Annotated in this window: 16 protein-coding genes; 11 read left to right on the plus strand and 5 right to left on the minus strand. The window is 72.8% G+C overall.

Annotation, left to right across the window (positions count from 1 at the left end; all coding sequences use genetic code 11):
* Positions 1-254: 254 nt before the first annotated feature.
* Positions 255-1610: a 30S ribosomal protein S12 methylthiotransferase RimO gene (gene rimO, locus ACFO3Q_RS08560; protein WP_377004242.1), complete on the plus strand. Its 1356-nt coding sequence runs from the start codon at positions 255-257 to the stop codon at positions 1608-1610.
* A gap of 75 nt (positions 1611-1685) precedes the next feature.
* Positions 1686-2186, plus strand: coding sequence for a Cif family virulence factor (locus tag ACFO3Q_RS08565; RefSeq protein ID WP_377004243.1), 501 nt, complete (start codon positions 1686-1688; stop codon positions 2184-2186).
* A 20-nt stretch (positions 2187-2206) separates the two neighbouring features.
* Here ACFO3Q_RS08565 and ACFO3Q_RS08570 read toward each other — a convergent pair whose 3' ends face one another.
* Positions 2207-3487, minus strand: coding sequence for an NAD(P)/FAD-dependent oxidoreductase (locus tag ACFO3Q_RS08570; protein ID WP_377004244.1), 1281 nt, complete (start codon positions 3485-3487; stop codon positions 2207-2209).
* 281 nt (positions 3488-3768) lie between these two features.
* On the opposite strand from ACFO3Q_RS08570, the gene ACFO3Q_RS08575 reads away from it, so the two are divergent.
* The gene (locus tag ACFO3Q_RS08575; protein ID WP_377004245.1) at positions 3769-4302 is read left to right on the plus strand and encodes a type 1 glutamine amidotransferase domain-containing protein; all 534 of its coding nucleotides are present in this window, start codon (positions 3769-3771) and stop codon (positions 4300-4302) included.
* Between the two features lie 132 nt (positions 4303-4434).
* On the opposite strand, the gene ACFO3Q_RS08580 is transcribed toward ACFO3Q_RS08575, so the two are convergent.
* A complete protein-coding gene (locus ACFO3Q_RS08580) occupies positions 4435-5988 on the minus strand; it encodes a sodium:solute symporter family transporter (RefSeq protein ID WP_377004246.1) in 1554 nt (517 codons plus the stop codon).
* 158 nt (positions 5989-6146) lie between these two features.
* Here ACFO3Q_RS08580 and ACFO3Q_RS08585 point away from each other — a divergent pair, with 158 nt between their 5' ends.
* The 3 genes from ACFO3Q_RS08585 (at position 6147) to xylA (ending at position 11564) form a co-directional block, all read left to right on the plus strand.
* A complete protein-coding gene (locus tag ACFO3Q_RS08585) occupies positions 6147-8018 on the plus strand; it encodes an ABC transporter ATP-binding protein (protein WP_377004247.1) in 1872 nt (623 codons plus the stop codon).
* Positions 8019-8600: 582 nt separating this feature from the next.
* Positions 8601-10112 (plus strand): xylulokinase, encoded by a 1512-nt coding sequence (gene xylB, locus ACFO3Q_RS08590; protein WP_377004248.1) that lies wholly within the window; start codon positions 8601-8603, stop codon positions 10110-10112.
* A 108-nt stretch (positions 10113-10220) separates the two neighbouring features.
* A complete protein-coding gene (gene xylA / locus ACFO3Q_RS08595; protein WP_377004249.1) occupies positions 10221-11564 on the plus strand; it encodes a xylose isomerase in 1344 nt (447 codons plus the stop codon).
* Between the two features lie 119 nt (positions 11565-11683).
* On the opposite strand, the gene ACFO3Q_RS08600 is transcribed toward xylA, so the two are convergent.
* A complete protein-coding gene (locus ACFO3Q_RS08600) occupies positions 11684-12751 on the minus strand; it encodes a LacI family DNA-binding transcriptional regulator (RefSeq protein ID WP_377004250.1) in 1068 nt (355 codons plus the stop codon).
* Between the two features lie 185 nt (positions 12752-12936).
* On the opposite strand from ACFO3Q_RS08600, the gene ACFO3Q_RS08605 reads away from it, so the two are divergent.
* From ACFO3Q_RS08605 to ACFO3Q_RS08620, 4 genes are read left to right on the plus strand one after another with little or no spacing between them, the layout of a single operon-like run.
* Positions 12937-15126, plus strand: a complete 2190-nt coding sequence (locus ACFO3Q_RS08605; protein WP_377004258.1) for an alpha-glucuronidase family glycosyl hydrolase — start codon at positions 12937-12939, stop codon at positions 15124-15126.
* A gap of 14 nt (positions 15127-15140) precedes the next feature.
* Entirely contained in the window at positions 15141-17123 is a 1983-nt protein-coding gene (locus tag ACFO3Q_RS08610) for a sialate O-acetylesterase (RefSeq protein WP_377004259.1), read from the plus strand.
* Positions 17120-18379 (plus strand): D-mannonate dehydratase ManD, encoded by a 1260-nt coding sequence (gene manD / locus ACFO3Q_RS08615; RefSeq protein ID WP_377004251.1) that lies wholly within the window; start codon positions 17120-17122, stop codon positions 18377-18379. The genes ACFO3Q_RS08610 and manD overlap by 4 nt, the downstream gene beginning before the upstream one ends.
* 58 nt (positions 18380-18437) lie before the next feature.
* On the plus strand, positions 18438-19910 hold the full coding sequence (locus tag ACFO3Q_RS08620) for a mannitol dehydrogenase family protein (RefSeq protein WP_377004252.1): 1473 nt from the start codon (positions 18438-18440) through the stop codon (positions 19908-19910).
* A 28-nt stretch (positions 19911-19938) separates the two neighbouring features.
* On the opposite strand, the gene ACFO3Q_RS08625 is transcribed toward ACFO3Q_RS08620, so the two are convergent.
* A complete protein-coding gene (locus ACFO3Q_RS08625; protein WP_377004253.1) occupies positions 19939-20706 on the minus strand; it encodes an SDR family oxidoreductase in 768 nt (255 codons plus the stop codon).
* 95 nt (positions 20707-20801) lie between these two features.
* Between ACFO3Q_RS08625 and ACFO3Q_RS08630 the strand changes: the two genes are divergently transcribed.
* Positions 20802-21719 carry an AraC family transcriptional regulator gene (locus ACFO3Q_RS08630; protein WP_377004254.1) on the plus strand — a complete coding sequence of 306 codons (918 nt, stop codon included), beginning with the start codon at positions 20802-20804 and terminating at the stop codon, positions 21717-21719.
* A 4-nt stretch (positions 21720-21723) separates the two neighbouring features.
* On the opposite strand, the gene ACFO3Q_RS08635 is transcribed toward ACFO3Q_RS08630, so the two are convergent.
* On the minus strand, positions 21724-22761 hold the full coding sequence (locus tag ACFO3Q_RS08635; protein ID WP_377004255.1) for an SMP-30/gluconolactonase/LRE family protein: 1038 nt from the start codon (positions 22759-22761) through the stop codon (positions 21724-21726).
* Positions 22762-22969 lie beyond the last annotated feature (208 nt).

Here is a 22969-nt window from a genome sequence, read left to right on the forward strand (position 1 = left end):
GGCGCTTTGGGCAGGAGCGAGAGATGAGAAGTGAGAAACGAGAGGCTCGGCTGCCCGCCCTCGTTTCTCACTCCTCCCCACTCACTCCTCAACCCCAAGGACGCTTCTGCCGTCGTTGTCGCACCGATGCCACCGCACCGTCAGGCGCAACTGAACGTCGTCCCCTCGCCCGGGCGGCGCGGCGTCCGACGGCGGGGGCGGAGGCGGGGGGCGGCGCTATACTGCGCGGTTTCCCGCGCGCCAGCCCCGTTCCCATGCCCGCCGCCAATCCCAAAGTCGGCTTCGTCAGCCTCGGCTGCCCGAAGGCCCTCGTCGACTCCGAACGCATCCTCACCCAGCTCCGGGTCGAGGGCTACGACATTGTGCCCAGCTACGACGCGGCCGACGTGGTGGTGGTCAACACCTGCGGCTTCATCGACTCGGCCGTGGCCGAGTCGCTGGACGCCATCGGCGAGGCCATCGCCGAGAACGGCAAGGTCATCGTCACCGGGTGCCTGGGCAAGCGCCCGGAGCAGATCCGCGAGGCCCATCCCGACGTGCTCTCGATCAGCGGCCCGCAGGACTACGCCAGCGTGATGAACGCGGTGCACGCCGCGCTGCCGCCGAAGCACGATCCCTTCGTCGACCTGGTGCCGGACTTCGGCGTCAAGCTCACGCCCAGGCACTTCGCGTACCTCAAGATCTCCGAGGGCTGCAACCACCGCTGCACCTTCTGCATCATCCCCTCGATGCGCGGCGACCTGGCCTCGCGTCCGGTGGACGAGGTGCTGCGCGAGGCGGAGAAGCTCGCCCGCGGCGGGGTCAAGGAACTCCTCGTCGTCTCCCAGGACACCAGCGCCTACGGCGTCGACCTGCGCTACCGCGAGGGCACCTGGCAGGGCCGGCAGTGGCAGACGCGCATGAAGTCGCTGTGCGAGGGCCTCGCCGAACTCGGCGTCTGGACCCGCCTGCACTACGTGTACCCGTATCCGCACGTGGACGAGATCGTCCCGCTGATGGCCCGGAACCCGAACGGCGGCCCGGGCCTGCTGCCCTACCTGGACATCCCGTTCCAGCACGCCAGCCCGCGCATCCTCAAGCTGATGAAGCGGCCGGGCGCCGTGGAGAAGACGCTCGAGCGCATCCAGAACTGGCGCCGCGAGTGCCCGGACCTGGCGATCCGCAGCACCTTCATCGTCGGCTTCCCGGGCGAGACCGAGGCCGAGTTCGAGGCGCTGCTGGACTTCCTCGAAGAGGCCCAGCTCGACCGCGTCGGCGCCTTCGCCTATTCGCCGGTCGAGGGCGCCGCGGCCAACGCCCTGCCCGATCCGGTGCCCGAGGAGGTCAAGCAGGAGCGGCTCGCGCGCTTCATGGCGGTGCAGGCCGAGATCAGCGCCGAGCGCCTGCAGCAGCGTATCGGCCGCCGCGAGCGCGTGCTGGTGGACGCCATCGATGGCGATCTCGCCTACGCCCGCAGCTACGCGGACGCGCCCGAGATCGACGGCATCGTGCAGATCCAGGACGGCTACGAGGCCGGCCTGCAGCCCGGCCAGTTCGCGGAGGTGACCATGATGGGCGCCGACGAGCACGACCTCTTCGCCGTGGTCGACCCCGACTACGAGGCGGACTGATCCGCTCCCCCGGAAGGCGCTGCATGCCCTAGCATCCGCGGGGGGAGGGCGTGGGCCCTCCGACAGGGAGTCGACATGGAATGGATGCTGCGCATGCGCCTGTGGGCGCTGTGTCTCGGATCGCTGCTGGCGCTGGCGGGCTGCGGCCCGGGTGCCGCCCCGCCGCCGGCGATCACCGAGGTGGAGGTGCGGGACTACCTGGCCCGCTTCGAGGACGCCACCCGGCGCATGGACGCCGACGCGCTGGCGCCGCTGGTCGCGGACTGGGCGCGTTTCCGCATCGAGGTCAGCGGCGTGACCGGCGACGACGTGCTGCACGTCGGGCGCGAGGAGTACCTGCAGTCGGCCCGCGACCTCGCGCGGTTCCGCGCCCGCTTGACCTACCGACCCGGCCCGCCGCGCATCGAGATCGCCCCCGACGGCGCCAGCGTCCGCGTCTGGCAGGACTCGCGCGAGACCCTGCGGGTCGGCGAACTGGTGCTGAAGTCGAGCAGCAGCGGCATGTCCGAGCTGCGGCGCGGGCCGGTGGGGCTGCAGCTCGTCCACGCCGAGGGCCGCACCGTGCTGTCGCTGTAGCGGACGGCGCGCCCGGCTGCTCAGTCCAGGCGGAGCGCGGGCCGCACCCGGCGCTGGAGCAGTTCGGCGAGCCACAGCAGGCTGCCGCTCCAGATGCCATGCAGGCCGGCCTGGTGGCGCCGATAGAGCATCGCGTGGCCGACGTGCGCGAGGCGGCCGTGCAGGAAGCCGCGGAAGAGGCCGAGCTGCCCGAGCGTCCCGAACGCGTCGTAGTGGCCGAGCGGGACCAGGGCGCCGAGGTCCCGATGGACGAATTCCCGCGGCGATTCCCCGGCAAGCACCCGGGGAAGCTGCCGGCTCAGGTGCCGCGCCTGCCGGTGGGCGACCTGCGCGGTCGGCGCGAGTGGCCGGTCGTGCCCCGGCAGCGTGAGGCTGGCGCAGTCGCCGACGGCGAAGACCCGGTCGTCGCGCGTCGCCTGCAGGGTCGGGCGCACGAGCAGGCGGCCATTGCGGCTGGTTTCGAGGCCGTCGTAGCCGTCCGGCACCGCCTCGCCGCGCACGCCTGCGGCCCAGGCCTTGAGCGTGCTGCGGATGCGCGTGCCGTCGTCCAGCACATAGGCGTCCGGCGTGGCGGCCACCACGCGGGCGCGCGTGCGGACGCGGATGCCGAGCGCGCCCAGGCGCGCCTCGACCTGTGCCGATACGCGTTCGGGGAAGGCCGGGAGCAGGCGCGGGCCGCTCTCGATCAGGGTGATCCCGACGCGCCCGTGCAGGTCGCGCGCTCCGTAGCCGCCGAGCTGCTCCACGAGCTGGACCAGCGATGCGGCCAGCTCCACGCCGGTCGCGCCTCCGCCCACGATCGCCACTTCGCTCGTCGCGCCTCCGGCCAGCGCGCGCAGGACCAGTCGCCGCAGCGCCTGGTTGAAGGACTCGGCCTCGGCCTGGCTGTCGATGAAGTGGCAGTACTCGGCCACGCCCGGCGTCCCGAAGTCGTCGGCGCGGCTTCCGAGCGCGAGCACGAGCAGGTCGTAGTCGAGCGTCTGCGGCGGGAGCAGGCATTCGCCGTCCTCGGCCCGCACCGCCCCGAGCGATATCCGCCGGCGCGTCCGGTCGAGTCCGGTGAAGGGGCCAGGCCGGAACCGGAAGTGGTGCTGGGCGGCATGCGCCAGGTAGGGCACGCGCTGGAGGCGGCCGTCGCCGGTTCCGGCGGCGAGCGTGTGCAGCATCGGTTTCCACAGGTGCGCGGCACCGCGGTCGACCAGCGTGACCTGCGCCTTTCCCTGCGCGCCCAGGCGGTTGCCGAGGCGGGTGGCGAGTTCGAGCCCAGCGACGCCGCCACCGACGATGACGACGTGGTTCATGGCCGCACCGGGCGGCGGCGTGCGGCGGAGTCCGCCGGGGGCGGCGCCGGGCGAGGGTGGTGCGGGGCGGGCATGGGCATGTCCTCGGCGCGGGCCGTCCTGCCCGCTGGGCGCGCAATTTACAAACATACATGAATGTTTGTAAACCGGGCGGCGCGATCGGGCCGGCATGCAGGGCGCGCAGCCGGGGCGTGCAGGCCGTCGCTGCGGTTCACCGGGGCGCCACGGCCCGGGCGCGAGCATGCGCGTTTCCTTTCCGACCATCGACGAAGGAGATGCCCATGTCCGCAGTGCAAGGCAGGAAGGTGGCGATGCTCGCCACCCACGGTTTCGAGCAGAGCGAGCTGACCGGGCCCAAGGAGGGCCTGGAGAAGGCCGGCGCGACCGTCCACGTCGTCTCGCCCGAGTCCGGCGAGATCAAGGGCTGGAAGGGGAGCGACTGGGGCGACCCCGTGAAGGTGGACGTCGCGCTGGACGCCGCGCGCGTCGAGGACTACGACGCGCTGGTGTTGCCCGGCGGGCAGATCAACCCCGACAAGCTGCGCCTGGAGGAGAAGGCCATCGCCCTCATCAAGGCCTTCGGCGAGGCCGGCAAGCCCATCGCCGCGATCTGCCACGGCCCCTGGACGCTGATCGACGCCGGGCTCGTCAAGGGGAAGAACGTCACCTCCTGGCCGAGCATCCGGAACGACCTGATCAACGCCGGTGCGCAGTGGTCCGACAAGGAGGTCGAGATCGACGGCAACATCATCACCAGCCGCAAGCCCGACGACGTGCCGGCCTTCACCCGCGCGGTGATCGACGCGCTGGGCTGAGCCGAGGCGCCGATGCGCCGGGGCAGGCCCGGCGCGTCGGAGCCCGCTCGCCGGTTCCCGGTGCGGTTCCCCGAGCCCCGAACCCAGTACCCGTTCCATCTCCCGAACACCGTCCTCGCTGTCCGCCCGGCCTCACCCCAGCACCACCAGCAACACCGCCGTGGCGGCCAGCACCAGGCCGGCGCCGACGTAGACGTCCGCCGGCAGGCGCGGCAGGCCGGTCCGTGCGATCACCGCGAGCTTGTCCTCGCCGGGAGCGTCGCGTTCGCCCAGGACGCGCATCCAGATCCACGCCAGCAGCAGGGTCGCGGCGAACAGCACGCCGCCCAGCACGGTGAAGTGCACGGTCACCAGGCCGAGTTCGCGCGCACCGAAGAGCAGGGCGCTCACGGCATGGCCGCAGGCGAGCCCGCGCAGCGCGGCGCCCGCGCCGAGGCGGCGCGACCACAGGCCCATCAGGAAGACCGCGACCAGCGGCGAGGCCACGAAGGCGAACACCTGCTGCAGGTAGTTCCAGAGCCCTTCGAAGTGCTGGATCATCGGCGCCCACAGCGCGGCGAGCAGGGTGATGACGAGGGTCGCGATGCGCCCGCTGCGCACCAGTCGCGCCTCGTCCAGGTGCGGATGGCGGGGCTGCACGAAGTCCTTGGTGATGAGGGTCGCCGCCGAGTTCAGCGTTGACGAGCAGGTGGACATCAGCGCGGCGAGCAGGCCGGCGAGGATCAGCCCGGCCAGACCCGCGGGGGCGAAGGTCGCGACCATGGTGGGGAACACCTGGTCGGGCTCGTCGAGGCCCGGCAGCAGGCTGATCGCCATGACGCCGGGCAGGGTCATCAGGAACAGCGGGAGCAGCTTCAGCGCCGCGGCGATGATCGAGGCGCGGCCGGCCGCGGCGAGGTCGCGCGTGCCCAGCACGCGCTGCACGACGTACTGGTTCATGGTCCAGTAGTAGAAGCCGACGATGGGCAGGCCGGTCAGCAGGCCCAGCCAGGGCACGCCCGGATCGTCGAGCGGACGGATCAGCGAGAGCGTCTCCGGGCTCACCGAATCGGCGACCGCCGCCCAGGAGTGCCCGAACTGCCCGAACACGATCCACGCCAGCGCGGCCGCGCCGCACAGCAGGACCAGGGCCTGCAGCACGTCGGTGTAGACCACCGCGCGCAGTCCGCCCGCGGCGGCGTAGGCCCCGGTGAACAGCGCGAGGCCGAGGCAGGTCTCCCACAGGCCGAGCGCGGGCACGAAGGTGGTGAGCACCAACGCGCCCGCGTAGAGCGTCGCCGCGGTGTCGAGCACGATCGACAGGAACAGCGTGACCGCCGAGAGGTATTTGCGCAGGCGCGGGTCGAAGCGCCGCTCCATCAGTTCGGGCATGGTGGTGACGCGCGCGCGCATCAGCACCGGCAGCACGAACAGCGCGGCGAAGATGAGCACCACGCCGGCCATCCACTCGTAGTTGGCGGCCGAGATGCCGGTGCGGTAGGCCGCGCCGGGCAGGCCGAGCAGCGTGTCGGAGGAGATGTTCGAGGCGAACAGCGAGAAGCCTACCGCCAGCGGGCCCAGCGTGCGGCCGGCGAGGAACAGGTCGTCCGACGTCGTGCGCCGCCTGGCGGCCCAACTGCCGATGAGGACGACGGCGACGAAATAGCCGCCGATGGCGAGATAGTCGAGCGCGTGAAGCTGGATCATCGACCCCGGGTGGAAGCGGACGGAACGGGCGCGCGCATCGCGATGCCGCGGCCCCCGGCGCGCTGCGCGCGCATCGGCATCCACGCGATCCCCTTCTTTCAGGGAAACATGCCCGCCCGCGACGGGGCAACCCGCCGTATCGCCGCGCATGGGCGATCATGTGCGGTCGACGCCACCGCCCGAACTGCGCCATGCCCGCCGCCTCCAGCCTGCGCGAACGCGTCGGCGCCCTCCGCAACCTCCGGCCCTTCCTCGCGCTGATCTGGCAGACCAGCCGCGCGCTCACCCTGGCCAGCATCGGCCTGCGCCTGGTGCGCGCGGTGCTGCCGGTGCTGATGCTCTACGTCGGCAAGCTCATCATCGACGAGGCGGTGCGCATCACCGCGGCGGGCGCGCTGCCGTCGCTGGCGGAGGCCTGGCGCGCGGGTGCGCTCGATCCCCTGGCGGCGCTGCTCGCGCTCGAGTTCGGGCTCGCGGTGGCGTCCGACGTGCTCGCGCGCCTGGTCGCCCTGGTGGACGGCCTGCTCGCCGAGCGCGTCACCAATGCCACCAGCATGCGGCTGATGGCGCACGCGGCCACGCTCGACCTCGAGGACTTCGAGGATGCCGAGGTGCAGGACGGCCTCGACCGCGCGCGGCGCCAGACCATGGGCCGCATGACCCTGATGGCCCAGCTGTTCGGGCAGGCCCAGGACCTCGTCACCATCGCGACCTTCGCCGCCGGCCTGGTGCTCTATGCGCCCTGGCTGATCGTGCTGCTCGCCGTCGCACTGGTGCCCGCCTTCGTCGGCGAGGCGCACTTCAACGCGCTCAACTACCAGCTCAACTACCAGTGGACGCCGGAGCGGCGCCAGCTCGAATACCTGCGCCAGACCGGCGCCAGCGTGGAGACGGCCAAGGAGGTCAAGATCTTCGGTCTCCACGACTTCCTGATCGCGCGCTACCGCCAGCTCGCCGAGGGCTTCTACGCCGCCAACCGCAGGCTGGCCTTCCAGCGGGCGCGCTGGGGCATGGTGCTGGCGGCGCTCGGCACCCTGGGCTACTACGCGGCCTACGCCTACATCGCCTGGCGCACCGTCTCCGGCGCGTTCTCGATCGGCGACCTGACCTTCCTCGCCGCCAGCTTCCTGCGCCTGCGCCAGTTGCTGGAGGGCCTGCTCGTCGGCGTGTCGCAGGTGGCCAGCCAGGCACTGCAGCTGGAGGACCTGTTCTCGTTCTTCCGCATCGAGCCGGAGATCGTCTCGCCGCCGGACCCGAAGCCGTTTCCCTCGCCGGTCCGGCAGGGCATCCGCTTCGAGAACGTGGGCTTCCGCTACCCCGGCGCCGCGCACTGGGCGGTGCGCCATCTCGACTTCGAGCTGCGCGCAGGCGAGGCGCTGGCGCTGGTGGGCGAGAACGGCGCCGGCAAGACCACCCTGGTCAAGCTGCTGGCGCGGCTCTACGAACCGGACGAGGGGCGCATCCTGGTCGACGGCGTCGACCTGCGCGAGATCGACCTCGACGCCCTGCGCGCCAACGTGGGCGTGATCTTCCAGGACTTCGTGCGCTACCACCTCACCGCCGCCGAGAACATCGCGGTCGGCCGCATCGACGCCGCGGCCGACCGCGCGCGGATCGAGGCCGCCGCCCGTGCCGCGCTGGCGGACGAGGTGATCGAGCGCCTCCCCGACGGGTACGCGCAGATCATCGGCCGCAAGTTCCGCACCGGCGTGGACCTGTCCGGCGGCGAATGGCAGAAGATCGCCATCGCCCGCGCCTACATGCGCGACGCGCAGCTGCTGATCCTCGACGAGCCCACCGCGGCGCTCGACGCGCGTTCGGAGTACGAGGTGTTCCAGCGCTTCAAGCAGCTGAGCCAGGGCCGCACCGCCGTCCTCATCTCGCACCGCTTCTCCAGCGTGCGCATGGCCGATCGCATCCTCGTACTGGAGCGCGGCCGCATCGAGGCCAGCGGCACCCACGAGGAACTGCTGGCGCAGGGCGGCCGCTACGCGGAGCTGTTCGAACTGCAGGCGGCGGGGTACCGATAGGGCTGCTGGGGAGTGAGGGGGAGGAGTGAGAAATGGGGCAGGTTGGTGTGCGTTCCCTGGCTTTCCACTCCTCGGCGCCTTGCTCCTCGCGGCAAGGCGCCCCCACCCCAACCCTCCCCCGCTGTCCGCGGGGGAGGGGGCTGTGTGGCTGGGGAGTGAGTGGAGAGGAGTGAGAAACGAGGACGAGCGGTCGCACCGTCTCCCGCTCCCCACTCCTCATGTTCCCCGCCTCGCCGATCCCAAGCCCCACGCCCACGCGCCCCGCCCCTTCCCCCGCCTGCGGGGGAAGGCGGGGATGGGGGTGAGCGCGCGCAGCGCGCTGCCCGGGGAGGGAACGTGGAGGGACGAGGAGCAGGGGCGGAACTGGGCGACGGTGCCTTCCCTGCATTTCCCAGCTCTCATGCCTCACGCCTCGTGCCCGCCATCCCGCACTGCAGCACGCATTTCCCGCGTCCGCTGCTAGAGTTCACGGGTCCCGAACGCCAGGGTTGTTTCCCGCATGATCCCGACCACCCCCACCGGTGCGTCTTTTTTTTCCGCCCAGAGTGGTAGCGCTAACTTTTTTTGCTGCGGGGGCCGTCGATGAGCCTGTTCGTGGGCCTCGACGTGGGTACGCAGAGCGTCAAGCTCGTGGCCTACGATCCCGAGGCACGGAAGGTCGTAGCCGTGCACGGGCAGCCGGTCGAGCTGATCGCGGGCGACGACGGCAGCCGTGAGCAGCACGCGCACTGGTGGCTCGACGCCATCCGCGCCTGCTTCGCGCGCCTGGAGCCCGCGCAGCGCGCGCGGGTCGCGGCCATCGGCGTCTCCGGCCAGCAGCACGGCTTCGTGCCGCTGGATGCGGCGGGCGAGGTGCTGGCGCCCGCCAAGCTCTGGTGCGATACCAGCACCAGCGCGCAGTGCGGGGAGATCATGGCCGCGGTCGGCGGCGCCGACCGCTGCATCGCGCTGGCCGGCAATCCCATCCTCGCCGGCTATACCGCGTCCAAGCTGCCGTGGACGCGCAGGCACCGGCCGGAGGTGTACGCCAGGCTCGCGGCCATCCTGCTGCCGCACGACTACGTCGACTTCTGGCTGACCGGCGAGCGCTGGATGGAGTACGGCGACGCCTCCGGGACCGGATGGCTCGACGTGCGCACCCGCCGCTGGTCGCCCGAGCTGCTCGCGGCGACAGATCCCGACCGCGACCTGGGCGAGCTGCTGCCGCCGCTGGTGGAGGCGGACGCCAGCTTCCGCATCGCGCCGGCCGTCGCTGACGAACTGGGCCTGCCGCGCGACGTGCTGGTCGCGGCGGGCGGCGGCGACAACATGATGGCCGCGATCGGCACCGGCAACGTCGCCCCCGGCGTGCTCAGCATGAGCCTGGGCACCTCGGGCACGTTGTTCGCCCATGCCGAGCGGCCGGTGGTCGATGCGCAGGGCGGCTGGGCGGCGTTCTGCTCGTCCACCGGCGGCTGGCTGCCGCTGATCTGCACCATGAACTGCACCGTCGCCACCGAGAGCATGGCGCGCCTGTTCGGCTTCAGCAGCCGCGAGAGCGAGGCCGAGGTGCTGGCCGGCACCGTGCCGGGCGCGGGCGGGCTGACCCTGCTGCCGTTCTTCAACGGCGAGCGCACGCCCGACCTGCCGACCGCGCGCGGCGGGCTGTTCGGGATGACCCTCAACAACCTGACCCGCGGCAACGCCTACCGCGCGGCGATGGAGGGCGCGACCTACAGCCTGCGCAACGGCTACGACGCGCTGCAGGCCGCCGGGCTGCGTTTCGACGCCATCCGCCTGACCGGCGGCGGCAGCCAGAGCGCGGCGTGGCGGCAGATGGTCGCCGACGTCTTCGATCTGCCGGTCGAGGTGCCCGAACAGGCCGAGGGCGCGGCGTTCGGCGGCGCACTGCAGGCGATGTGGGCGCACGCACGGGCGCATGGCGACGCGCGCGACATCGCGGCGATCACCGCCGAGCACGTCGCCGTGGCGCCCGCGCTGTCGGCGCAGCCCGACCCCGGGGCGGTCGCGGCCTACCGCACGCACTACCGCGACTTCCTCCGCTATCTCGACGCCGCGCGCCTGCTGTACGGCGCCGCGCCGCCCGCGCCGTAGGAGCGGCTTCAGCCGCGACCTGCCGTTACCGCCCGAGGGGATCGCGGCTGAAGCCGCTCCTACAGCCGCTCCCGCGGGCCTTCAAACCACGCACCACACGAGACCCCCATGAGCACGCAACCCTTCATCGGCGCCAAGGAGTTCTTCCCCGGCATCGGCCGCATTCCCTTCGAGGGCCGCGGCTCCGACAACCCGCTGGCGTTCAAGGTCTACGACCCCGACAGGCGCATCGGCGACAGGACCATGGCCGAGCACCTGCGCTTCGCGGTGTGCTACTGGCACAGCTTCTGCGGCGCGGGCCACGATCCCTTCGGCCCGGGCACGCGCGCCTATCCGTGGGACGCCGGCAGCGGCGGGGCCCTGCAGAAGGCGGAGGCCAAGCTCGACGCCGCCTTCGAGTTCTTCACCAAGCTGGGTGTGCCGTACTGGTGCTTCCACGACGTGGATCTCGCGCCCGACGCCGACGACATCGGCGAGTACGAGAGGAACCTCAGGCACATGGTCGCGCTCGCCAAGGAGCGCCAGCAGGCCACCGGCATGAAGCTGCTGTGGGGCACGGCCAACCTGTTCAGCCACCCGCGCTACATGAACGGCGCGTCCACCAATCCCGACTTCGCCGTCGTCGCGCGCGCCGCGGTGCAGGTCAAGAACGCGCTGGAGGCCACCGTCGAGCTCGGCGGCGGCAACTACGTGTTCTGGGGCGGCCGCGAGGGCTACGCCAGCCTGCACAACACCGACATGAAGCGCGAGCTGGCGCACATGGCGCGCTTCCTCACCATGGCGCGCGACTACGGCCGCAGCATCGGCTTCGACGGCAACTTCCTCATCGAGCCCAAGCCGATGGAGCCGATGAAGCACCAGTACGACTTCGACAGCGCGACCTGCGTGGGCTTCCTGCGCGAGCACGGCCTGGACCAGGACTTCAAGCTCAACATCGAGGCCAACCACGCCACACTGTCCGGCCACAGCTTCGAGCACGACCTGCAGGTCGCCTCCGACGCCGGCATGCTCGGCAGCATCGACGCCAACCGCGGCAACCCGCAGAACGGCTGGGACACCGACCAGTTCCCGAGCGACCTGTACGACACCGTCGGCGCCATGATGGTGGTGCTGCGCCAGGGCGGCCTGCAGCCGGGCGGGCTCAACTTCGACGCCAAGGTGCGCCGCGAGTCCACCGATCCGCAGGACCTGTTCATCGCCCACATCGGCGGCATGGACGCGTTCGCGCGCGGGCTGGAAGTGGCCCACGCGCTGCTCACCGCCTCGCCGTGGGAGCAGTGGCGGCGCGAGCGCTACGCCAGCTTCGACGCGGGCGAGGGCAAGGCGTTCGAGGAGGGCGGCCTGTCGCTCGCCGACCTGCACGGCATCGCGCTGAAGTCGGGCGAGCCGCAGCAGCGCAGCGGCCGCCAGGAGGCCTACGAGAACCTGCTCAACCAGTACCTGCTGCGTTGAGCCAACGGACGGCGCCGCCGGCGGAAGACCGGCGCGCCGTCGGGGGAGGGGAGCGTGGAATGAGCACCCGCATGCGGGTCGTGCACGTCGCCGCGCCGGGCCGGGGAGGGCCCGGCGGGCTATTTCGCCTGGGGAAGGGGCGCGACCGAGCCGCGGACCACCAGGCGGTGCGGCACCACGTGGTCCACCAGCACCCGCGTGCTGCGGTCGCGGCGGCGGATGCTGCGCAGGAGCACGTCCACCGCCGTGTTCGCCATCGACGCGATGGGCTGGTGGACGGTGCTGAGCTCCGGCCAGACGGTGGTCGCCGCCGAGGTGTCGTCGAAGCCCACCACGGACAGGTCGCGCGGCACGTCGAGCCCGCGCCGGTGCGCGACCGAGATGGCCGCGGCGCCCATGTCGTCGTTGCTGGCGAAGATCGCGGTGGGCGGCCTGCGCTGGGCGAGCAGCTTCTCCGTGGCCTTGAGCCCGGAGCGGTAGGTGTAGTCGCCCTGCTGCACGAGCCGCGCCTCGAACGGCACGCCGGCCTCGTGCAGCGCCGCCTGGAACCCCTCGAAGCGGCGGGCGCTGGCGCTGAGGTCGGGGCGGCCGCGGATGAAGCCGATCCGCGTGTGGCCCTGGGCGAGGAGGTGCTCGGTGATCTCCTTGGCCGCGCGGAAGTCGTCGATGCGCACGCAGGAGATCTCGTCGGTGAAGCGGCCGGAGGAGATCGCCACCAGGGGCACGCCCGCGCGGGTGAGCTCGCCGACCGCCGTGGGCGATTCGCACAGCGGCGGCGGCAGGATCACGCCCTCCACCTTCCTGGCGAGCGAGCGCGCCGCGGCGCGTTCGCCCTCGGGGTCCAGGCCCTCCCAGTAGTCGATGACCAGCTGGATGGCGTTGCGCGAGGCGATGCGCAGCAGGCCGACCAGGAGCTCGCGCAGGTAGGCGCCGCTGGGGTTGGTGTAGATCAGCGCGATGCGCGTGTGCTGCGCGGCCGCCAGCGAGGCGGCGGCGAGGTTGGGCGTGTAGTCGAGTTCGCGCACGGCCTGGAGGACGCGCTCGCGCGTGGAGTCGCGCACCTTGCCCTGGTTGTTCATCACGCGCGACACCGTCATCGGGGAGACGCCGGCGAGACTGGCCACTTCGGCGATGGTGACCGCGCGTCCCTTGCGGCGCACCGCTTTCTTCGGTTTCGGCTTGTCCAACCCTTGGTTCCTTTCGTCGGCGTACGAGTGCCGCCCCCGCACCCCGTGGGGGCGGTGCCGCAGCGTCGTCGGGCATCCCCAATCGCAACACCGGACCCGGCATGGAGATTCCTCGAATGCTAACGCTAACAGTGCGCACCCGCGAGCATGCGCGGCGGGCGACCGCCACCCTCGAAGGCATCGGCATGGGCGCCGTCCGCGCCCGTTCCGGCGCGCTCCGCAGCCGTCTCGCCGTGCTGCTGGCCCTGCTCGCGACGCTGGCCTGCACGGCGATCGCCCACGCCGAGGACGGCTACGACCTGTGGCTGCGCTACCCACCGCTGGACGCCCGGCAGGCGCCGGTGCTGCGCGCGCACGCGGCCGAGCTCGTGGCGCCCGCGTCCACGCCGACCCAGCGCGCGCTGCGCGACGAACTGCTCCGCGGCCTCGGCGGCCTGCTCGGCGGCGCGCCGGCGTTGGCCGATGCGCCGCGTCGCGACGGCGCGCTGGTGGTCGGCACGCCGGCGTCCTCGCCGGTGGTCGCCGGGCTCGGGCTCGATCTCGCCGACCTGGGCGAGGAGGGCTACCTCATCCGCAGCGTGCGCATCGGCGGCCACCGCGCCACCGTGGTCGCCGCGAACGACGACATCGGCGCGCTCTACGGTGCCTTCCACTTCCTGCGCCTGGCGCAGACCGGCGCGCCGCTCGACGCCCTCGACCTGCGCGAGGCGCCGCGCCTGGCGCTGCGCGTGCTGAACCACTGGGACAACCTCGACCGCTACGTCGAGCGCGGCTATGCCGGCCAGTCGATCTGGGACTGGCACCGCCTGCCGGACTGGCGCGACCCGCGCTACACCGACTACGCGCGCGCCAATGCGTCGATCGGCATCAACGGCACCGTGCTCAACAACGTCAACGCCAACGCCCAGGTGCTCACGCCGATGTACCTGGAGAAGGTCGCCGCGCTGGCGGACGTGATGCGGCCCTACGGCATCCGCGTCTACCTGAGCGCGCGCTTCAGCGCGCCGATCGAGATCGGCGGGCTCGCCACCGCCGATCCGCTGGATCCCGCCGTGCAGCGCTGGTGGAAGGACAAGGCCGACGAGATCTACCGCACCATCCCCGACTTCGGCGGCTTCCTGGTCAAGGCGAATTCCGAGGGCCAGCCGGGCCCGCAGGACTACGGCCGCAGCCATGCCGACGGCGCCAACCTGCTCGCCGACGCGCTGGCGCCGCACGGCGGCGTGGTGATGTGGCGCGCCTTCGTCTACTCCGAGGAGGAGCCGGACGACCGCCACAAGCAGGCCTACAACGAGTTCGTGCCGCACGACGGCGCGTTCCGCGACAACGTGATGGTGCAGGTCAAGAACGGCGCCATCGACTTCCAGCCGCGCGAGCCCTTCCATCCGCTGTTCGGCGCCATGCCGCGCACGCCGCTGATGATGGAGTTCCAGATCACCAAGGAGTACCTGGGCTTCTCCACGCACCTGGCCTATCTCGGCGCGCTGTACGAGGAGGTGCTCGACGCCGACACCCACGTGCAGGGCGCAGGTTCGACGGTGGCGCGCGTCCTCGACGGCTCGCTGCACGGCCACGCGCTGACCGGCATGGCCGGCGTCGCCAACATCGGAAGCGACCGCAACTGGAGCGGCTCGCACTTCGACCAGGCCAACTGGTACGCCTACGGCCGGCTCGCCTGGGATCCCGGCGCGCGCGCCCGAGACATCGCCGCGGACTGGGTGCGCATGACCTTCTCGACCGCCCCGGCGTTCGTCGCGCCGGTGGTGGACATGATGATGGCCTCGCACCAGGCGGTGGTGGACTACATGACCCCGCTGGGCCTGCACCACCTGATGGGGCGCGGCCACCACTACGGCCCGGCGCCGTGGGTCGAGGGCGGCCCGCGCGCGGACTGGACCTCGGTGTACTACCACCGCGCCACCGCCGAGGGCATCGGCTTCGACCGCACCGCCACCGGCAGCGACGCCGTGGCGCAGTACGCACCGGCGGTGGCCGAGGTGTTCGGCGACGTGACGCGCGTGCCCGAGGACTTCCTGCTGTGGTTCCACCACGTGCCCTGGGACTACCGCACGCAGTCCGGGCGTCCGCTGTGGGACGAGCTGGTCCACCGCTACACGCGCGGCGTGGATGCGGTGCGCGGCATGCGCGCGACCTGGGACGGCCTGGCCTCCTACGTGGACGCCGCGCGCCACGCCCAGGTCGCGACCTTCCTCGGCATCCAGGAGAAGGAGGCGCAGTGGTGGCGCGACGCCAGCATCGCCTACTTCCAGACCTTCTCCGGCCGGCCCCTGCCCGAGGGCTACGCCGCGCCGGCGCAGACGCTGGAGTACTACCAGGCGCTCGAGTTCCCGCACGCGCCGGGAGACACCCGGTGACGCGCGCGAAGGTCCTGCGCGCCGCGGTGCTCGCGGCGGTGCTGGCCGCCGTCGCGCCGCATCCCGACGCGCACGCGGCGGAGCCGGCGTTCGCGCTGCACGCGCTGTTCCGGGACGGCGCCGTCCTGCAGCGCGACCGCCCGCTGCGTGTATGGGGCGAGGCGCCCGCCGGCGAGCGCGTGCAGGTCGCCGTCGCGGGACGCAGCGCCAGCGCGCGCGCCGGTGCCGACGGCCGCTGGGAGGCGGAACTGCCGGCGCTGCCGACAGGCGGTCCCTACACCCTGACCGCCCGCGCGGGGGAGGCCGTGCTGTCGGTCGAGGACGTGCTGGTCGGCGACGTGTGGCTGTGCTCCGGCCAGTCCAACATGGAGCTGCAGGTCCACCGCACGCTGGATGCGCGCGCCGAGATCGCCGGCGCCGACAACCCGCGCATCCGCCTGCTGACCGTGCCCCAGACAGGCAGCCCGGTGCCGCGTGCCGGTTTCGGCGGCGAGGTGCGCTGGCAGCCGGTGACGCCGGACACCGTCCGCGACTTCTCGGCGGCCTGCTACTACTTCGCGCGCGAGCTGCAGGCCGTGCACGACGTGCCGATGGGACTGGTCGCCGCGGCCTGGGGCGGCTCCCGCATCCAGGCCTGGATGAGCGCCGAGGCGCTGCGTGCGGTCGGCGGCCACGACGAGGCACTGGACGTGCTCGCCCTGTACGCGGGGGATCCGGTCGCCGCGGTGGGGCGCTGGGGCGAGACCTGGGCGCGCTGGTGGGCGGAACGCCCCGGGCTGCCGGATGGCGACCGCCCCTGGGAGCCCGGCCACGGCGCCGGTGGCTGGCGCGCTGCGCCGCCGCAGCTCGGCGCCTGGGAGCGCTGGGGCGTGCCGGAGCTCGCCGACTTCGACGGCATGGTCTGGTACCGCACCACGGTCGAACTGAGCGCGGCGCAGGCCGCGCAGGACGCGGCGCTGCTGCTGGGCCCTGCCGACGAGGTGGACATGACCTGGGTCAACGGTCGCGCCGTCGGCAGCACCTACGGCGCGGGGGCGCCGCGCGAATACCCGCTGCCGGCGGGCCTGCTGCGCGCCGGCGCCAACACCGTCGTGGTCAACGTGCTCGACACCTACCGCGACGGCGGACTCGCCGGTCCCGCCTCGTTGCACGCGCTGCGCCTCGCTGACGGCAGCCGCGTGCCGCTGGACGGCGGCTGGCAGTGGCGCCAGGTACCGGTCGCCTACGGTTCGCCGCCGCGCGCCCCCTGGCAGTCGGCGGCAGGCACCTCGACCCTGCACAACGGCATGATCGCGCCGCTCGGCCGCATGCCCCTGCGCGGGGCACTGTGGTACCAGGGCGAGTCCAACACCTTCGAGGCCGACCGCTACGCGGGCCTGCTGCGCGGGCTGCGCAGCGACTGGCGCGCGCGCTTCGGGCAGGACCTGCCGTTCCTGGTCGTGCAGCTGGCCAACTACGGCGCGGCGCCGACCACGCCCGGCGAGAGTGACTGGGCGGCGCTGCGCGAGGCCCAGCGCAGGGTGGCGGCCGACGACGCGCACAGCGCCCTGGCCGTGGCCATCGACATCGGCGACCGCTACGACATCCATCCGACCAACAAGCAGGAGGTCGGGCGCCGGCTCGCCCGCGCCGCGCGCGCGGCCGCCTTCGGCGAAGCCCTGCCGCCGACCGGACCCGTGGCCGTCGCCGCGTACCGCGAGGGCGGGGCGGTGGTGGTGGCCTTCGAGGACGTGACCGACGGCCTCGTCGCCTACGGCGCGGACGCGGCCATCGGCGTCGAGCTGTGCGGCGACGCGACTGGCTCCTGTCGCTATGCGCAGGCACGGGCGCATGGCGACCGCGTGGTCGTCGAGGGCCCGGGCGCCGCCACCGCCACGCGCGTGCGCCATGCCTGGGCCGACAGCCCCCTGGTGAACCTGTTCGACCGCGCGGGCCTGCCCGCCGGTCCCTTCGAACTGCCGGTACGGCCGGCACCCTCCGACGAGTCCGCCCGATGAACACGCCTTCTCCGTCCGAATCCGCCCGGCCCGGCTCGCACCGCGATCGCGAGATCGTGGAGGCCCGCGTCATCGTCACCTGCCCGGGGCGCAACTTCGTCACCCTGAAGATCGTCACCCGCTCCGGCGTGTACGGCCTCGGCGACGCGACGCTCAACGGCCGCGAGCTGGCGGTGGCGAGCTATCTCCAGGACCACGTGGTGCCGAACCTGATCGGCCGCGACGCCGGCCGCATCGAGGACGTCTGGCAGTTCCTCTACCGCGGCGCCTACTGGCGGCGCGGGCCGGTGACGATGAGCGCCATCGCCGCGGTGGACGTGGCGCTCTGGGACATCCTCGGCAAGATGGCCGGGCTGCCGCTGTACCGGCTACTGGGCGGCCGCTCGCGCGAGGGCGCCCTGGTCTACGCGCACGCGAACGGGCGCGACATCGGCGAGGCCAGCGACGAGGTCGGCAAGTACATCGAGAAGGGCTTCCTGGCCGTGCGCGCGCAGTGCGGCGTGCCGGGGGTGAAGAAGGCCTACGGCATCGCCTCCGGCGGCAGGCCCTACGAGCCGGCCGAGAGCGAACTGCCGGCCGAGACGGTGTGGAACACGCCGCGCTACCTGGAGACCGTGCCCCGCCTGTTCGAGCGGCTGCGCGCCGACCACGGCAACGGCGTCGAGCTGCTGCACGACGTGCACCACCGGCTCACGCCCATCGAGGCCGCGCGCCTGGGGCGCGACCTGGAGCCCCATCGCCTGTTCTGGATGGAGGACGCCACGCCAGCGGAGAACCAGACGTCGTTCGAGATCGTCCGCCGGCACACGGTGACGCCGCTGGCGGTGGGCGAGGTGTTCAACTCGATCTGGGACTGCAAGCACCTGATCGAGAACCAGCTGATCGACTACATCCGCACCACCATCGTGCACGGCGGCGGCATCACCCACATCCGCCGGCTGGCCGACTTCGCCGGCCTGCACCAGGTGCGCACCGGCTTCCACGGCGCCACCGACCTGTCGCCGGTGACGATGGGCGCGGCCCTGCACTTCGACACCTGGGTGCCGAACTTCGGCATCCAGGAGTACATGTTCCACGCCGAGGAGACCGATGCCGTGTTCCCGCACGACTACGCCTTCCGCGACGGCCGCCTGCACGTCGGCGACACCCCCGGCCACGGCGTGGACATCGACGAGGCGCTGGCCGCGAAGTACCCGTACGCGCCGAAGCAGCTCCCCGTCGCCCGTCTCGAGGACGGCTCGATGTGGGACTGGTGACCGCTCGCCGCTTCCGCCCCGCCCGAAGGGCGGGCAGCCCGACCCTTCCGACCTTCCCATGACCGACGCCCGCCGTCTCTCCGACGCCACCCTCGCCGACCTGCCGCCCGGCATCGAGCGCCCGCGCTACGACCCCGCCGCCACCCGGATCGGCGTGGTGCACCTGGGGCCGGGCGCCTTCCATCGCGCCCACCAGGCGGTCTACCTCGACGACCTGCTGGCCGAGGCGCCGGAGTGGGCGGTCTGCGCCGTCTCGCTGCGCAATCCCGACGTGCGCGACGCGCTGCGTCCGCAGGACGGGCTCTACACGCTGTCGCTCCTGGGCGAGACGCCGCGCCTGCGCGTGATCGGCAGCATCCGCGAGGTGCTCTGCGCGCGCGACGAGCAGGCCGCGGTGCTCGCGCGCCTCGCGCATCCCGACGTGCGCCTGGTGACCCTCACCATCACCGAGAAGGGCTACTGCCTCGCCGGCGACGGACTCGACCTCGCGCATCCCGACATCGTCCACGACCTCGCCGCGCCGGCGACGCCGGTCAGCGCCATCGGCTACATCGTCGCCGGCCTGCGCGCGCGGCGCGCCGCGGGGCTGAAGCCCTACACCGTGCTCAGCTGCGACAACCTCCCGGACAACGGCGGCCGGCTGCGCCGCGCCACGCTGGCGTTCGCCCGGCGCATCGACCCCGGGCTCGCCGCGTGGATCGAGGCCGAGGCCACGTTCCCGCGCTCGATGGTGGACAGCATCACCCCCGCCACCGACGAGGTCCTGCGCGAGCGCGTGGCTGCCGCGCTGGGCGTGGAGGACGCCTGGCCGGTGCAGCGCGAGCCCTACGCGCAGTGGGTGGTGGAGGACGCCTTCTGCGACGGACGGCCGCCGTTCGAGCGCGCCGGCGCGATCCTGAGCGGCGACATCGCCGGCCATGACCGCGCCAAGCTGCGCCTGCTCAACGGGCCGCACTCGGCGCTGGCCTACCTCGGCGCGCTGATGGACATCGAGACCGTCGCCGACGCCATGCGCCATCCCGGCCTCGCCACCTTCCTCGAACGCCTGATGCGCGAGGACATCGCCCCGACCCTCGACGCGCCCGCCGGCTTCGACGCCCAGGCCTACGTCGGCGCCATCCTCGAGCGCTTCCGCAACCCCGCCATCCGCCACCGCCTCGCCCAGATCGCCTGGGACGGCTCGCAGAAGATCCCGGTCCGCCTGCTCGGCACCCTCCACGACGCCCTGGCCGCAGGCCGCCCGATCGACCGCCTGTGCCTGCCCGTGGCGGCGTGGATGCACTTCGTGCGCCGGCAGGCGCGCAACGGCGTGGCGCTGGTGGATCCCATGGCCGACGTGCTCGCGGACATCGGCCGCGGCACGACCGGCCAGGCGCAGGACGACGTGGCGGCCTTCCTGCGGCTGGACGCGGTGTTCGGGGAGATGGCGGGCGAGCGGCGGTTCGTCGATGCCCTGGTCGTGGCCTATGCGGCGCTGGGTCGTAGGGTGGAGCGGGCGCTGGCGACCGATTCCGGGCGCGACCTCCGCTGAGGAGCGCGGCGCGCCCGCACGCCGCGGCTCAGTGGCAGGCTGCGGGCTCCGTCTCCCGGGCCGCCGCCAGCGCCACCGCATCCGCGCCCGCCGGGAAATGCAGGCGGCCGCTGGTGTCGTGCACGGCCTCCCAGACCGCCTCGGCCACGTCGGATTCGCGGGTGGTCGCCACGCCCCGGGTGAGGCCGGCGAAGACGTCCCGGGCGTAGTCCGCGTAGGCCTCGGGAATCAGACCGTGCATGCGCGCCGCGCCGTTGGCGGCGAAGCGCGTGGTGGGGGCGTAGCCGGGCTCGACCAGCTTCGCCGCCACGCCGAAGGCGCCGAGTTCGTGCGCCAGCGATGCGGTGAAGCCCTCGATGGCGGTCTTGCTCGCGGTATAGGCCGCCACCAGCGGCATCGGCGCGAGTGCGACGCTGGAGGTCACGTTGACGATGGTTCCGCTGCGGCGCGCCCGGAACCGGGGGATGACCGCCTGGGTGGTCGCCATCGTGCCGAAGGTGTTGGTCTCGAACACTTCGCGCACGGTGGCCATGGGCGTGGCTTCGAAGGCGCCGAACAGGCCGATGCCCGCGTTGTTGACCAGCACGTCGATGGGGCCGGCGGCGTCCAGCGCCGCGTCGATGCTCGCGGGCGCCGCGACGTCGAGCGCCAGCACCCGGCAGCGGTCGGAGGCGGGCAGCAGGTCCGGCCGCGGCGTGCGCATGGTGGCGACGACGTTCCAGCCGCGGGCGAGGAAGTGGCGGGCGGTCTCCAGGCCGTAGCCGGACGAGCAGCCGGTGATGAGGATGGTCTTCATGGGGGCTCCGTGGTGTTTGCTCCGCGGGAGACGATAGGCGAGCATCGCCGGACCATCTGCGCGGATGCGTCCGCATTTCTTCTTCGAGCGTCCAGATGAGCGACCCCCTCTCCGACGTGGTCCGCCTGCTCCGGCCGCGCGCGGTGTTCTCCAAGGGCATCAGCGGCGCCGGCCGCTGGGCGGTGCGCTACTCGGACTTCGGCGCCCCGAGCTTCTGCGCCGTGCTCGAGGGCGCCTGCCGGCTGGCGGTGGACGGCCACCCGGTGCTGACGCTGGAGGCGGGGGACTTCCTGCTGCTGCCCGCCACGCCGGGCTTCACGATGTCCGGCTTCGAGGACGCCGCACCGAAGCACGTCGATCCCAGGCTCGCGCCCGCGCCGGTGGGGGAAGTCCGGCACGGCAGGCAGGACGGCCCGGCGGACGTGCGCCTGCTTGGCGGCGCCTTCCGCTTCGACTCGCCGGACCCGGCGCTGCTCGTCGCGTTGCTGCCGGCCGTGCTGCACGTGCGCGGGGTGGAACGGCTCTCGCGCCTGGTCGGGATGGTCGGCGAGGAGTCCGCCGCGGAGCGGCCGGGGCGCGATCTCGTGCTGGCGCGCCTGGTGGAGCTGCTCTTGATCGAGGCGCTGCGCGCGCGCCCGACCCAGGATGCGCCGCGCGGCCTGCTGCGGGGGCTTGCCGACCCGCGCCTCGCGCTGGCCCTGCACCGGATGCACCGCGACCTCGCGCACCCGTGGACGGTGGCGGAGCTCGCGCGGGTGGCCGCGCTGTCGCGCTCGTCCTTCTTCGCCCGCTTCGCCCGCACGCTCGGCATGCCGCCGATGGAATATCTGCTCGCCTGGCGCATGGCCGTCGCCCGCGACCTGCTGCGCCATCACGACCTCGCCGTGGGCGAGGTCGCGGCGCGGGTCGGCTACAGCTCGGCGAGCACCTTCAGCACCGCCTTCGGGCGGGTCGTGGGCATGGCACCGGGCCGCTTCGCCAGGAACGCCGCGGTCGCGGAGGCGGTCGGCTGACCCCTCAGGGCGCCGGCGCGAAGCCCAGCCCGGTCGCCCGCACGCGCACGCGTGCCAGCGTATCGTCGGAGGTCATGTAGAGCGTGCGCCCGTCGTCGCCGAAGGCGCAGTTCGCCACGGCCTTGCCGGTCTCGATGCGGCCCAGGCGCGTGCCGTCGGGCGCGAAGACGAGAACGCCGCCGGGGCCGGTGGCGAACAGCGTGCCGTCGGCGGCCACGGCCATGCCGTCGGGCAGGCCGGGCGCGCCGTCCCCGACCAGGTCGCTCGCATCCGCGAAGAGACGCCGGTCGCCGACGTCGCCGGATGCATCCAGCGTGTACGCCATCCATACCGGCCGCTCCGGATCGGAGTTGGCGACGTACAGGGTGCGCTCGTCCGGCGACAGGGCGATGCCGTTCGGGAAGCTCAGGCCGTCGTCGAGCAGGACGACGCGTCCGTCCGGGTCGAGGCGGTAGACGCCGTTGAAGGGCAGCTCCTTCACCGGGGACGCGTCCAGCCCCTTCAGGCCGTAGGGCGGGTCGGTGAAGAACACGGTGCCGTCGCTGCGACGCACCAGGTCGTTGGGGCTGTTGAAGCGCCTGCCGTCGTAGTGGGTGGCGAGCGGGGTCTTGTGGCGCGTCGCCGGGTCCAGCCGCGCGACCATGCGGCTGCCGGAGTCCGCGAGCAGCACGCTGCCGTCGGGGCCCGGGTACAGGCCGTTGGCGCCGGGCTCGCGCAGCGTGTCGCGCTCCGGGCCGGTGTAGCCGGACGGCTCCAGGAACACCGACAGCCCCTCCGCCTCGGACCAGCGATGGATGCGGTTGCCCGGCACGTCGGTGAACAGGAGGGCGTCCCTCAACCACACCGGCCCCTCCGCCCAGGCGAAGCCCTGCGCCAGCCGCTCGACGCGCCCGTCGGGGGCGACGACGGCGTGGAAGCCGGGATCCCAGGCGGTGAGCCCCGCGGTGCCGCTCTCCTCCGGTATCGGTCCGCCCGGCGTCGTGCAGGCGGCCAGCAGAGCGGCGAAGGGCAGGACGAGCAGGCGGGTGGAGAGGTGGCGCATCGGGAGGCTCCTTGGGCGCGGCGTCGTGCGCTCCGTTGCAAGGATGCACTGTGGGGCAGGGGGAGTGGGTGGAGAGGAGTTGGAAGCGAGGGGAGCGGGTGCTTCGCACGTGTCACGCTGCTGGCTCGAAAAGCGCCCCCTCCCCAGCCCTCCCCCGCTGTCCGCGGGGGAGGGGGCTGACGGTCGAGGGGCGAGTGGAGGAGGAGTG

Origin of the sequence: Coralloluteibacterium thermophilum, from assembly GCF_042654365.1 — a bacterium.
In the GTDB taxonomy this organism is placed as follows: domain Bacteria; phylum Pseudomonadota; class Gammaproteobacteria; order Xanthomonadales; family Xanthomonadaceae; genus Coralloluteibacterium; species Coralloluteibacterium thermophilum.

Excerpts from the sequence above, each read along its gene's own strand:
- rimO (WP_377004242.1), top strand. The coding sequence starts at position 255 with ATGCCCGCCGCCAATCCCAAAGTCGGCTTCGTCAGCCTCGGCTGCCCG.
- manD (WP_377004251.1), top strand. The coding sequence starts at position 17,120 with ATGAACACGCCTTCTCCGTCCGAATCCGCCCGGCCCGGCTCGCACCGC.
- ACFO3Q_RS08625 (WP_377004253.1), bottom strand. The coding sequence starts at position 20,706 with ATGAAGACCATCCTCATCACCGGCTGCTCGTCCGGCTACGGCCTGGAG.
- ACFO3Q_RS08605 (WP_377004258.1), top strand. The coding sequence starts at position 12,937 with ATGGGCGCCGTCCGCGCCCGTTCCGGCGCGCTCCGCAGCCGTCTCGCC.
- ACFO3Q_RS08630 (WP_377004254.1), top strand. The coding sequence starts at position 20,802 with ATGAGCGACCCCCTCTCCGACGTGGTCCGCCTGCTCCGGCCGCGCGCG.
- ACFO3Q_RS08565 (WP_377004243.1), top strand. The coding sequence starts at position 1,686 with ATGGAATGGATGCTGCGCATGCGCCTGTGGGCGCTGTGTCTCGGATCG.
- ACFO3Q_RS08580 (WP_377004246.1), bottom strand. The coding sequence starts at position 5,988 with ATGATCCAGCTTCACGCGCTCGACTATCTCGCCATCGGCGGCTATTTC.
- ACFO3Q_RS08585 (WP_377004247.1), top strand. The coding sequence starts at position 6,147 with ATGTGCGGTCGACGCCACCGCCCGAACTGCGCCATGCCCGCCGCCTCC.
- ACFO3Q_RS08570 (WP_377004244.1), bottom strand. The coding sequence starts at position 3,487 with ATGAACCACGTCGTCATCGTCGGTGGCGGCGTCGCTGGGCTCGAACTC.
- xylB (WP_377004248.1), top strand. The coding sequence starts at position 8,601 with ATGAGCCTGTTCGTGGGCCTCGACGTGGGTACGCAGAGCGTCAAGCTC.
- xylA (WP_377004249.1), top strand. The coding sequence starts at position 10,221 with ATGAGCACGCAACCCTTCATCGGCGCCAAGGAGTTCTTCCCCGGCATC.
- ACFO3Q_RS08575 (WP_377004245.1), top strand. The coding sequence starts at position 3,769 with ATGTCCGCAGTGCAAGGCAGGAAGGTGGCGATGCTCGCCACCCACGGT.
- ACFO3Q_RS08635 (WP_377004255.1), bottom strand. The coding sequence starts at position 22,761 with ATGCGCCACCTCTCCACCCGCCTGCTCGTCCTGCCCTTCGCCGCTCTG.
- ACFO3Q_RS08620 (WP_377004252.1), top strand. The coding sequence starts at position 18,438 with ATGACCGACGCCCGCCGTCTCTCCGACGCCACCCTCGCCGACCTGCCG.